This window comes from Grimontia sp. AD028, from assembly GCF_000973155.1.
Taxonomy (GTDB): Bacteria; Pseudomonadota; Gammaproteobacteria; order Enterobacterales; family Vibrionaceae; genus Enterovibrio; species Enterovibrio indicus.
In genome coordinates this window covers 52947-65684 of the sequence record NZ_LASY01000089.1, presented here as the reverse complement: position 1 = coordinate 65684, position 12738 = coordinate 52947, and the positions used below count along the sequence as shown (strand labels likewise).

General features: G+C 48.6%; 8 protein-coding genes. 2 read left to right on the top strand and 6 right to left on the bottom strand.

Going from position 1 to position 12738, the window contains the following annotated elements:
- Positions 1–128: 128 nt before the first annotated feature.
- Complete coding sequence (locus RN22_RS18615) at positions 129–443, top strand: hypothetical protein (protein WP_046306579.1); 315 nt, start codon at positions 129–131, stop codon at positions 441–443.
- Here RN22_RS18615 and RN22_RS18610 read toward each other — a convergent pair.
- From RN22_RS18610 to iolB, 3 genes are all read right to left on the bottom strand, one after another.
- Complete coding sequence (locus RN22_RS18610) at positions 419–985, bottom strand: DNA-3-methyladenine glycosylase I (RefSeq protein WP_002540153.1); 567 nt, start codon at positions 983–985, stop codon at positions 419–421. The two genes, RN22_RS18615 and RN22_RS18610, sit on opposite strands and share 25 nt — an antisense overlap.
- Before the next feature lie 116 nt (positions 986–1101).
- Complete coding sequence (gene iolG / locus RN22_RS18605) at positions 1102–2091, bottom strand: inositol 2-dehydrogenase (RefSeq protein WP_046306577.1); 990 nt, start codon at positions 2089–2091, stop codon at positions 1102–1104.
- A gap of 20 nt (positions 2092–2111) precedes the next feature.
- On the bottom strand, positions 2112–2948 hold the full coding sequence (gene iolB / locus RN22_RS18600) for a 5-deoxy-glucuronate isomerase (RefSeq protein WP_046306576.1): 837 nt from the start codon (positions 2946–2948) through the stop codon (positions 2112–2114).
- A 161-nt stretch (positions 2949–3109) separates the two neighbouring features.
- Between iolB and RN22_RS18595 the strand changes: the two genes are divergently transcribed.
- A complete protein-coding gene (locus RN22_RS18595; protein WP_046306573.1) occupies positions 3110–4285 on the top strand; it encodes a phytanoyl-CoA dioxygenase family protein in 1176 nt (391 codons plus the stop codon).
- Positions 4286–4333: 48 nt separating this feature from the next.
- Here the strand turns inward: RN22_RS18595 and RN22_RS18590 are convergent, their stop codons facing one another.
- The 3 genes from RN22_RS18590 to RN22_RS18575 form a co-directional block, all read right to left on the bottom strand.
- Entirely contained in the window at positions 4334–6484 is a 2151-nt protein-coding gene (locus RN22_RS18590; RefSeq protein WP_046306571.1) for a calcium-binding protein, read from the bottom strand.
- Positions 6485–6797: 313 nt separating this feature from the next.
- A complete protein-coding gene (locus RN22_RS18580) occupies positions 6798–9431 on the bottom strand; it encodes a calcium-binding protein (RefSeq protein ID WP_046306567.1) in 2634 nt (877 codons plus the stop codon).
- A 433-nt stretch (positions 9432–9864) separates the two neighbouring features.
- Positions 9865–12645 carry a DUF4114 domain-containing protein gene (locus RN22_RS18575; RefSeq protein ID WP_046306565.1) on the bottom strand — a complete coding sequence of 927 codons (2781 nt, stop codon included), beginning with the start codon at positions 12643–12645 and terminating at the stop codon, positions 9865–9867.
- Between the last annotated feature and the right edge of the window lie 93 nt (positions 12646–12738).

Genomic DNA, 12738 nt, shown 5'->3' with positions numbered 1-12738 from the left:
AAATTTCGATAAGTAGTTATTCTACAATCAAATTTTTCAACGCAGTTATCGAGCATTTTAACAAGCTAGGATGAGCAGATATTTACTACGATTGGTATTGACATCAATACTGGGAAAGGGAGCCGAGAATGGGTGAAGCGCCGGCAGCCTCAAATTACCTGTACTATTTCATTCTGATGATCATTGCTTACCCGATGGGCGTCGTACTTTCCGGGTGTTTATTTTACGAAAAGCGCCACCAAGATATCGCGGCGACCTACTATGGTCTCATAGGTTTGGTTTTAGCGGGGTATTTCCTCTATAAACATATGCAAACCGACGTGGTTTACGGTAAAGAAGCGATTGAGATATCTCATGCCAAGCAAGCCCAAGAAGCTGCTTGGCAACAAAGTAAAGAAGAGCGTCGGCTGAAACGGACTCAGGAAGAGACATCCACCCCATAGCGGAAACAGCTTGTCAGGTGATCGTTCACCATGCCCGTCGCTTGCATATACGCGTAGCAAATAGTAGTTCCTACAAATTTAAAGCCTTTCTTTTTCAGCGCTTTACTCATAGCATCAGATTCGGGTGTGGAAGTTGGGACATCCCCTAAGGTTTCCCAGTGATTGATGATGGGCTTCCCACCCACAAACTGCCAGATGTACTCATTGAAACTGCCAAACTCTTTCTGGATTTCCAACACCAACTTGGCGTTAATCACAGTGCCATTCACTTTGAGTTTGTTACGGACGATGGCTGGGTTTTCCAACAGCTCGGCGATTTTCTTTTCGTCATAAGCTGCTACGGTTTCGATGTGGAATTTATCAAAGGCTTCTCGGTAACCTTCACGTTTCTTGAGAATGGTGGTCCAGCTTAATCCTGCTTGCGCGCCTTCCAGAATCAGCATTTCAAACAATTGCTGATCATCATGAACAGGCACACCCCACTCTTCGTCGTGATATTTCTGATCCAGTTCGCTTACATTCGCCCAGCTGCAACGTTCCATGTTTTCCCCGTATTTTGTGTGAACACTAATACTGTATATTTATACATATTAATTGCGCTTCGCGCAAAAAAAAGAGGACGCAATCATGAGACTGCGTCCTCTTATTTCTTGGGGGATTAATTCACTTTCACCGTTTGGTGCATTTCCAGCGATTCCAGCGCACATTCCGCGAGGTAAAGGGCCAATTCGCCATCCACGCCAGTACATTGCGGCTCTGCTTTGCCTTCCAGTACATCAACAAAGTGTTGCCATTCAGCAATGTAAGCCTCTTTGTACCTTTCCAGGAAGAAGTACTGAGGCTTAGCTGCAGCACAGTTTTCGTCGCCCCAATGTTCAACCTGATGCTCGCGAACATTGCCTGCTTTCAGCATGCCTTTGCTGCCATGCAGTTCGATACGTTGATCGTAGCCATAACCAGAACGGCGGCTATTGATGATGGTTGCCATTGCACCGGATTCGAAATGCATGACCACAACGGCACTATCGATATCGCCAGCTTCACCAATCGCTGGGTCTACCAAGCATGAGCCGTGCGCTGATACTGAAACCGGATCTTCACCCATGATGAAACGTGCCATGTCCAAATCATGAATCGACATGTCGCGGAAAATGCCGCCGGATACTTTCACGTATTCAGCTGGTGGTGGCGACGGGTCGCGAGACGTGATCACCAAGGTTTCGGCTTTACCAATTGCGCCGGATTCAAACAAATCTTTCAGAGTGCGGAATTGAGGGTCGTAGCGACGGTTAAAGCCAACGAGTAACTTGGCGTTATTTTCATTCACGACATTCAGGCACCCCCTGACTCGCTCCAAGCTCAGGTCTATCGGCTTTTCACAGAAAATCGCTTTGCCCGCTCGCGCAGCTTGCTCAATCAAATCCGCATGGGTATCTGTCGCGGAACAAATCACCACGGCATGAATATCCGGATCTGCCATAGCTTCTTCGGTCGTCATCACCTCGGCATCATATGCATCTGCGAGTTTGGCAGCGCCTTCATGATAAGGGTCTATCACCGCTTTGATTTGAGTCAGCGGGTGAGCGTCTATATTCACTGCGTGGACTTTCCCTATCCGCCCACAGCCGAATAACGCGATATTAAACATGGCCTCTCCTTTTGCTACTGCTATTTTTGATTGTTGTGTTTGTTGGCATATTCAGGACTGTTCACCCACGCATGGTCTTCTTCCCAGGTGAACAACCATTTTCTTACTGGTCCCGCCATGACATTCAGGTAATAGCTGTCGTAACCCGCTATGGTCGCCACAGGGTGATAGCCGCGGGGAACCATAACTACATCGCCGTCGTAAACAGCCATGCATTCATCCAGATCACGCTCATCGGTATAAACCCGCTGAATGCAGAAACCCTGAGACGGGTTCAGTCTGTGGTAATAGGTTTCCTCAAGGTGTGTTTCTTCCGGCGGTGCGTCCCTGTCATGTTTGTGGCTGGGGTATGAGCTGGTACAGCCTTCGTCAGTATAGACTTCCACCACCAGCAGGCTGTCTGCGTTCTCATTGTCTGGGAGAATGTTGTGTACATAGCGTTTGTTATTGCCGTTTCCTCTCGCTTCTGCGCCAACTTCTTCAGGACTGATAAGGCGAGAAGGAAAGGTGCCTTTGCCCGGCGCGCGACACACTGCAAGCTCAACATCCGTGGTGGCAGTCAGTTCAGCAGTGTCTCCCGCAGTGACGTACAGCGAGTACGGCTTTTTCTTTTCAAACGGCCCTGAACGGTCGCCAATTTCACCCAGTGATTCACCTGCCAAAGTAGCATTCGCCTTACCGCCCACCAGCACAAGACAGATCTCTTCGTCACTGCTGGCATTGAAGGTAATCGTTTGATTTTTCGCGAGTTGGTAAGCCTGAAAGCCCACGTATTTCCAGCCTGCAGAGGTGGGAGTAATGTTCTGATAACGCCCTTTTTCATCAGGAAGACTGCGTTTGGATAGCAAGTCAGACATAACGGCTCCTTGTCGTGACTGATCATGTAATAGTTGAAGATCCACTTGCCAATAATAGAACATATTTTTCAATTCTCAACAAAGTGAAATTTATATTTCATAATTCGCGCTATAGTGAAACAAAGAACGTAATGACACAACTCAGCGAAAGAGGTAACGCTATGGATTTGCACTCCCCTCCCCGACTGTCATTTTTCGGCAAAGCAAATTGTGACATTGAGGTTTTTCGCAAGATCTGTACGTCGCAATCCACCAACAAAGCCGATTATTCCTTGGCTGATGACGTCATTGATAACGTGGTGATTTTTGATGGCGATGCCATGCGATCAGCGGGATCAAATGTCGGAGCCTTTCAGGACGAAATAGCTCATGCACTGCAATATGGTCCGGGCGTGATTGCCATTAAACGTTTCTATGACAACACCACCATCATTGATGAAATGAGCAAGGTGTTTGAAAAGATCCTTGAAGCGGAGAAGGGATTTGGAGCAGGAGACCACTTTGGTAAAACAGGTCCACAAGCCAACGGTCGGATTTGGAATGTGTTCCAGAAAAGTGCGGAAGCTGACCCGGAAACCTTTGTTGATTACTACAAAAATCCGCTACTGACTTCAGTCAGTGAAGCCTGGTTGGGGCCGCATTATCAGGTCACGGCACAGGTCAATATTGTGCGTCCCGGTGGTGAGGCGCAGGTTTCGCACCGTGATTATCATCTTGGTTTTCAGGTACCGGAAGAAACGGTTCGTTACCCGTTACATGCGCAGCAGATGTCAGCGATGCTGACGTTGCAAGGTGCAGTGGCGCATACTGACATGCCTTTTGAAAGTGGCCCAACAAAGCTGCTGCCTTTTTCCCAACAATACCCACTTGGCTATATCGCTTATCACCAGAAAGCCTTCCAGGACTTTTTCGAATCCCACTACATTCAGGTGCCTTTGAAGAAGGGCGACGCTGTGTTCTTTAACCCTGCTTTATTTCATGCAGCTGGTGCAAACGTCACCGAAGATTTCCATCGCAGTGCCAATCTACTGCAAATCTCTTCAGCTTTCGCCAAGCCGATGGAAACCGTCGACTCTGCGGCGATTTGTCGCAAAGTTTATCCAACCCTCCGTACCATTTGGCAAAACGGTTCTCTGTCATCGTCTGAAAAAGCCGCCATCGTCACAGCCGCTGCAGATGGCTATGCCTTCCCAACCAATCTGGATACCGATCCACCGATTGGCGGGCTGGCACCGGAAACAATGGAAGCCCTGCTTTGTCGGGCGCTGGATGAAAACATGGATGCGGACACCTTTGACATTGCCCTTGCTCAATTGAAGGAAAAGCAACGGGCATAATAAAGCCCGGTGGTTGCCGGGCTCAGTGTTTGCATGATTGCTCACGATTTAGATGATGCTGACACCGTCTTGATAGACGCTTTCTGCATCTGTCCAAATGGTGATGGTGTCATGTACGGCATGGTCAAATACATACGCCTGCAACTCGCCGACTTGTGCGCCGCTCAGTCCAAGAATGGAAATCATCTCAGCGGAAAGTGTGGCTGATGGTGTGCCAGCAGCGTTGTAAGCCCAGCCATCTGATTCCAGGTTGAATGAATCATTGCCCTCTCCAAGATAAGCAACAAAACCATTCCATTCGCCTGGATCCACAAAGGTGGTTGGCTGAGGAAGATCGGATTGCTCATGGATAGCAAACGCACTGATAGAGACTGATTGATCGCCCGCATCACCGAGCGCGGCTTCTACCTGCGCGATGGGGTTCTCGCCGCCATCAATAACACCATAAGAAACACCCGTGAAATCAACGTTAGCATCACCTTCAATAATCAGCTGATCAAAGCCACGGTCGCCCAGATAGACATTATCGTTGGCGTTAATAAAGTTGATGTCTGAGAAATCTTCCGCATCGAAAAGCAGGATGTCATCACCCTCACTGCCGCGATAGATATCCAAGCCTGTGCCGCCATCAAGGATGTAGTCTTCATCGAAGCCAGACTCCAGAATGTCGTTGCCTGCCCCACCATAAAGCTCATCACTGCCGCTACCGCCTTTGAGGATGTCATCTCCGTCACCACCGTAGATGATGTCATTACCCGCATTTCCGTAGAGCACATCGTTGCCGGCGCCGCCGTGAATGGTGTCATTCCCAGTACCGCCACGGATGTCATCATTACCGTCGTTGCCTTCGATGTAATCGTCACCCTGCTCGCCCCAAATGGTGTCGTCACCGTCACCGCCAAACAGCATGTCATCGTCACCCTCACTGTCTGGTGTTTGTCTGAGAGACACATTGTCAATCAGCGCACCATAGGTGTCGGACTTTCCTTTGCCTTCAAAGCGGATGCTGATGAAATCCATACCCTGTGGAATGATTACGTCAGCTGCAAACGACACATAGTGATCATTGGCTTGGGTGTTATCGAAAAACTGGGAGTAGATAACATTGCCCTGTTGGTCGAAGACTTTCACTTCAAACTGACTGGTAGAAGTATCAGAACCGCGGTAACGGTTAGCGTAATCAAAAGACAGTGACAGTGTGGCATCACCGTTTTCGGCAAGACCTGTGATGTCGACATCCTGCTGCACCCATGTGTTGGTGTGGCTGTCGAGTTCTAAAACCGTGTTGGTGACGTCATTCTGTGGCGTACCGCCGAAAGTGCCTTGTTGAAGCTCAATCTTGTTGCTGCCCGGTGTGTACCAACCCGTGACCTGATGGTCGTCCAACAGGCTCCAGTGATTCGTGGTGTTGTTACCGTAATCTTCAAAATCGCCGTTGATAAGAAGTTCACGGGTGCCGTTAACATCAAAGCCATCGTTACCATAGATAACGTCATCGCCTTCGCTGCCATAGACTTCATCGTTGCCGTTGCCACCGTAGAGGGTATCGTTCCCCGTCAGACCATCGATAAAGTCATCGCCTTCATAGCCATTGATCGTATCGTTAACATCACCCACGGTAGACGTTGTCAGCGAAACGTTGTCAATCAATGCGCCATAGCTGTCAGATGTACCCTTGGCTTCAAAACGCAGCGAAATACCCGTTGTCCCTTCAGGTACCGAAAAGTCGATTTCAAAGTTCACGTAGCTTGTATTCGCTTGGGTGTTATCGAAGAACTGGCTGTAAAGCAGGTTGCCCTCGTTATCCAACACCTTGACTTCAAACTGACTGGTTGATGTGTCCGAGCCGCGATAGCGGTTGGCATAATCAAAAGAAAGGTTGAGTGTTGCGTCGCCAGATTCAGTCAATGTGGTGACATCGACATCCTGTTGCACCCATGTGTTGGTGTGACTGTCGAGTTCTAAAACCGTGTTGGTCACACTGTTCGTCGGTGTACCGCCGAAAGTACCCTGTTGCAGTTCGATTTTGTTGGTGCCCGGTGTGTACCAGCCCGCTACTTGGTTGTCGTCGAACAGCCCCCAAGTGTTGGATGAATCATCACCCCAGGCTTCAAAATCGCCATTGATAAGAAGATTATTGCTTTGTTCTATGTCGCCATAGAGCGTATCGACACCGCTAGTGCCATTAATAATTGCCATACCTTTGTCCTCTGTGCTTTTTTTTATCGCACTGACCAAATAGGGCTGAACAGCATGACCGGAGCGGAAGAGACTTTCAGAATAGAAGCACCGAAAAATCGAGCCTGGGCTGGACGCGCGTTTCAGGGGAATATTCAGGGACGAGACAAAATGAGACAATTCCTTCGACGGATGATCAATCAAAAGTCAGTCTATTTCCTGATGTTTGATTATTTACAGTATGAGATACGGACATACATTAGGGCTGACTTAAGTATGACCAAAAACAAAATCCGGCACGAGGCCGGATTTTCAGACAGTCTCGTCATGTGTTTTAGATGATGTCGTCACCATTCAGAGTAAAGTGCTCCGCATCTGTCCATACCGTGATGGTCGCACCAGCACTGCTTTCGAAGACATAAGCGTCCAACTCGCCGACCTGAGTATTGGTCAGACCCATGAAAGCAATCATGTCTGCTGACAGCTCGGCCGTAGGTGCAGCGCCTTCACTCAACGTCCAGCCACCTGCATCCAGATTGAAGGTATCGTCACCCGCACCAAGGTAAGCCACGAAACCGTCCCAATCACCCGGATCAGTCAACGACTCAGCCTGGAATGGGTCTGACTGTGCGCTGATAGCAAAAGCATTTGCCGTCACAGTCTGGTTGCCTTCATCACCAATCACGGCTTCTACCTGTGCAATTGGCTTAGGACCTGAAGTCAAACCATAAGATTTTCCAGTAAGGTCTACGTTTACATCACCGTCAGCAATCAGCTTATCGAAGCCACGATCACCAATGTAGATAGTGCCTTTTTCTTTCAGGAAGTTCAGGTCAGAGAAGTCTTCCTGATCGAAGTACATGGTGTCGTTACCTTCACTACCTACGTAAAGGTCAAGACCCGTGCCGCCATCCAGGATGTAATCATCATCATAGCCAGCTTCTAGGTAGTCGTTACCGGCACCACCGTACAGCTTGTCGCTACCGCTTGCACCGCGAAGGATATCGTCCCCAGCACCACCGTAGATGGTGTCATTACCCTGACCACCCAAGATGGTGTCGTTACCGTCGCCGCCGTAAAGGATGTCATCACCCTTGCCGCCGTTGATGTTGTCGTCGCCTGCATCGCCGTAGACCACATCGTCGTCGTCACCCGCGTGGATAAAATCATCACCATCGCCGCCGTAGATGGTGTCTTTATCACTCACAGTCACTTCTTTAGTGGTTTCAGCGAAATCGGTGTAATCAAGCTCTCTCAAGTTCTCGTAGGAGTGAGGAACTAAAGTCAAATCGGTTGCTGATGTAATTTCAGGGCCTTCGATTTGCAGCAGGATTTTGCCGTTTTCTTCCAGGTTCCAATAGTGATGATTGTTGCCATCCAGATCCACATCAATGATTGCGAACTTGTATACGTTGGTGCCGTCGGTGTACTTCAGGGTGTAATCCAGGTTCACCGCGTAAGTGTTGTTACCAATGGTCACGGTCTGGGTTTTATCGTCTGAATACTCATTACAGTAGTTGTCACCATTAAGTACGCCATCGTCATCCTGGAACGTCACCTCGGTCATACCGCCATCGAACGCCAGCTTTGATGGGAAGCTCCAGGTGTGGAATTCACCGCCTGATGGCATCGAGAAGTCATCACCCATCACGAACACTTTCGCCGTTGGATCGGTTTCAATGGTTTCCGTTGCGACATTCCCGCCGTAGATGATGTCATCACCTGAACCACCATGGATCTCATCATCACCCCACTGACCATAAATAGTGTCGTTACCTGCACCGCCATCAATGTAGTCGTTGTCGTTAGACTTCATTGTCTTCTCAATGGCGATATCATCGTAGTTGAGAGAGTTAACATTTTGGTATGAATTGGAAACCAGTGATAAATCGGTCGCATCCGTAATTTCAGGGCCGTCGATTTGCAACAGCAGGTTACCGTTCTCGTTCAGGTTGTAGTAGTGATGGCCATTACCATCCAGATCCACATCAATAATCGCAAAGGTATATACGTTGCCGTCTGAATCGCAGTACTTCAGTGAGTAGTCAAGGTTAACCGGATAAGTCTGACCGTCGATGGTCACGGTCTGCGATTTGTCGTCTGAATACTCATTGCAGTAGTTATCACCATTAAGCACGCCATCATCGTCTTGGAAGGTCACTTTCGTGGTGGTGCCATCAAACGCCAGTTTTGGCGGGAAAGACCAAGTGTGAAAGTTACCACTGTCCATGGTGAAATCTTTACCCATTTGGAACACGGTAACGGTTGGTTCGTCACTGAAGTTTGGAGTCGAAGTGTTACCAAAGATGATGTCGTCACCGTCACCGCCAAACAGTTTGTCGTTACCGTTTTCACCGGAAATGTGGTCGTTACCTTTGAGGCCATAAACGGTGTCATCCCCACCGCCCGCTGTGATGGTGTCATCCAGATCAGCTGGGTTGACAGTTTGCGGCTCAGTGATGTCGTCGTAGTTCAGGCTGCTAACGTTCTGGTAGGAATTAGGTACCAAAGTCAGGTCAGTCGCGCTGGTGATTTCAGGACCGTCGATTTGGATCAGGATTTTGCCGTTTTCACCAATATTGCAGTAGTGATGGCCATTACCATCTGAGTCTACATCAACGATCGCAAAGGTATATATATTGCCGTCGCTGTCGCAGTATTTAAGACTGTAATCAACGTTCGCTGAATATTCCTGACCATCAATAGAAACCGTCTGGGATTTGTCGTCAGAAACTTCGTTACAGTAGTCATCACCATTTAGCTGACCATCGTCATCATTGTAAGTCACGGTTGACGTAGAGCCTGTGAAGCTGAGCGTTGGCGGGAAAGACCAAGTGTGGAAGTTGCCACTGTCCATGTTGAAATCAGCGCCCATCACAAATACTGCACCGGTTTTCTGATCGCTGCTGCCGCTACCAATATCGCCGTAAAGAGTGTCTGCGCCTGAAGTTCCGTTAATGTCTGCCATCACCGATGTCCTCGTCATCCATTTAAGGTTACGCTGACAAATGAAGGTATGAATATTATTGAGCATCCATTTGCTTTTTAGAAGATGCTCATATTCGAGAAAACTAACATAAGTCAGCGACTGCTGTGACAAAAGTTTTATTGATAAGACAGGTTCAAACAATAGATATATTGCAGATTCAGAATATAGTCAGCGAGTGGAATTAGTACGGTTGAAAAGCATAATGAATGAAGTGCCATTGGAAAGATTACAAAAGAATTAGTTTAATACAGCTCCTCGGCATCGTGTCCAGATAGTTAACACAGCCGGTTTAGGATATTGGAAGAACAACAGAGCCTTTCCTAAGATTACTTGCCTGAGAGCAATCGTGACGTGCTTTCGGAATAAGAAAAGCCCGGCAAATGCCGGGCTCAAACACAGAGATGAGTGCTTGTTAAAAGATATTGCCACCATCAAAAAGTGCGTTACCGTCTTGTGTGACCTGCTCGGCGTCAGTCCAAATGGTGATGGTTTCACCAGAGCTGTGCTCAAACACGTACGCATCCAGTTCGCCCACTTGGGTATTCGTCAAACCCATAAAGGCTATCATGTCTGCTGACAGTTCAGCTGTTGGTACTGCATCTGCATCGTAAGTCCAGCCAACTGCTTCCAAGTTAAAGGTGTCATCACCCGCGCCAAGGTAAGCCACGAAACCATCCCAATCACCCGGGTCAGTCAACGACTCAGCCTGGAATGGGTCGGACTGCGCATTGATTGCGAAAGCATTTGCCGTCACAGTCTGGTTGCCTTCATCACCAATAACGGCTTCTACCTGTGCAATTGGCTTAGGACCTGAAGTCAAACCATAAGATTTTCCGGTTAGGTCTACGTTTACATCACCGTCAGCAATCAGCTTATCGAAGCCACGGTCACCAATGTAGATAGTGCCTTTTTCTTTCAGGAAGTTCAGGTCAGAGAAGTCTTCCTGATCGAAGTACATGGTGTCGTTACCTTCACTACCTACGTAGAGGTCAAGACCCGCGCCGCCATCCAGGATGTAATCATCATCATAGCCTGCTTCAAGGTAATCGTTACCTGCACCACCGTACAGCTTGTCGCTACCGCTTGCGCCGCGCAGGATATCATCGCCGTTACCACCATAGATGGTGTCATTACCCTGACCACCCAAAATGGTGTCGTTACCGTCTCCGCCGTAAAGGATGTCATCACCCTTGCCGCCGTTAATGTTGTCGTCGCCTGCATCGCCGTAGACCACGTCGTCGCCACCACCCGAATGGATAAAGTCGTTACCGTTACCGCCGTAAATGGTGTCGTTGTCTGAGTACAGTTTTTGTTGCTCGACAGTGATAGTGAAGGTGGTGTCATTAAAGTCGTTATCACCCAGATTCCAGAGGTCTTCCCACTTGGAAGTATCACCGTCTACTTTTTCATGGTCTTTGCCATCGCCGTTTTCTGCCGCGTTGGAAACATAAACCACTGAGCTTGCTGTACCTTGAGTGATGCTTGAAGCTGTGCCGGACAGATTCAGGTTAACCGAGCCCACATCGAAACCTTTACGGTCGCCATCTGGAATCAGGAACATACCGAAAGAAACACCGCCAGATACGTCGATATCAACGCTCAGGTCTGACACGTTTTTCACGTTGTCCGCAATCACTGCCGCACGAACGATGTTGCCATTTTCGTCGATCACGTAGTAACCGATGCTATTATTGTACGCTGCGCTGTGGGTGAAGTTGCTGACTGAAATAGTCACAGTGTCTTCGCCCTGCAGGTTGTAAACCGTCGCACCGTCAATGTGCTCGAGATCGAAGGTCTTGCTCGCTTCGTTACCGCCGTAGATAGTGTCATCACCATCACCGCCGTGAATCTCGTCGTCACCGTGCTCACCATAAATGGTGTCGTTACCCGCGCCGCCGTAAATGGTGTCGTTGTCGTCTTCCACGTTCACTTTTTGCTTCAGGGAAACATTGTCGATCAACGCGCCATAGCTATCTGAACGGCCTTCTGCTTCGAAGCGGATAGTAACGTAATCAACACCTTGTGGCAGGACAACTTCTGTAGAGAATTGCTCGTAGTGGTCATTCGCCTGAGTGTTATCGAAGTACTTGGAGTACAGCACCTTGCCTGCACTATCAAACACTTTCACTTCAAACTGGCTGGTTGCTGTATCTGTGCCACGGTAGCGGTTCGCGTAATCGAATGACAAATCCAGAACCACATCGCCATCAGCAGACAGACCTGAAACATTCACATCTTGCTGAACCCAGGTGTTGGTGTGGCTGTCGAGCTCCAGCACGGTGTTAGTCACGTCGTTTTGTGGTGTACCGCCAAACGTACCCTGTTGCAGTTCGATTTTATTCGTGCCCGGCGTGTACCAGCCTGTGACTTGATGGTCGTGGAAAAGGCCCCACTGGTTAGAAACGTTGTCGCCGTAAGTCAACTCGAAACCGCCGTTGACCATCAGCTCACGCTCGCCAACACCAAAACCTTTGTTGCCGTAGATGGTGTCGTCACCTTCACCACCTTTGATGGTGTCGTTACCTTCGCCACCGTACAGCGTATCGTTGCCTTGGCCGCCATCAATGTAATCATTGCCTTCAAAGCCGTTGATCTTATCGTTCAGGCTGCCATTGGCATTATTAGTCAAAGATACGTTATCAATCAGCGCGCCGTAGCTATCAGACTGACCTTTACCTTCGAAACGCAGCGTCACACCTGTGGTGCCCGCAGGTACAGAGAAGTCGACTTCAAAGTTGTGGTAGCTTTCGTTTGACTGGGTGTTGTCGAAGTATTTGCTGTAAAGGACATTGCCATCGCTGTCCATAACCTTCACTTCGAACTGGCTGGTCGAGTGATTGTCGCCTTTATAGCGGTTTGCGTAATCGAAAGAGAGTGACAATGACGCATCACCTGAAGAAGTCAGGCTGCTGACGTCTACGTCTTGCTGGACCCAGGTGTTACCCGTTGAATCCAGTTCAAGCACGGTGTTAGATGAGGAATTGGTTGGCGTGCCACCAAAGTCGCCTTGTTGCAGTTCGATTTTCATACTGCCCGGCGTGTACCAGCCTGCAACTTGATGATCTTGGAACAAACCCCACTGATCAGACGAATCGTTACCCCAATCTTCGAAGTCACCATTCATCAACAGATTTTGATTGTTGTCATCACCATACAAAAAATCTGCGTTAGTCGTTCCATTGATCTCTGCCATACCTATGTCCTCATAATCTTGATCTTGGTTTTATATGGCGCGAATGAAACTGCTGGAATATATCTACCGCTTTCCTATAGCAGACCCTCATTT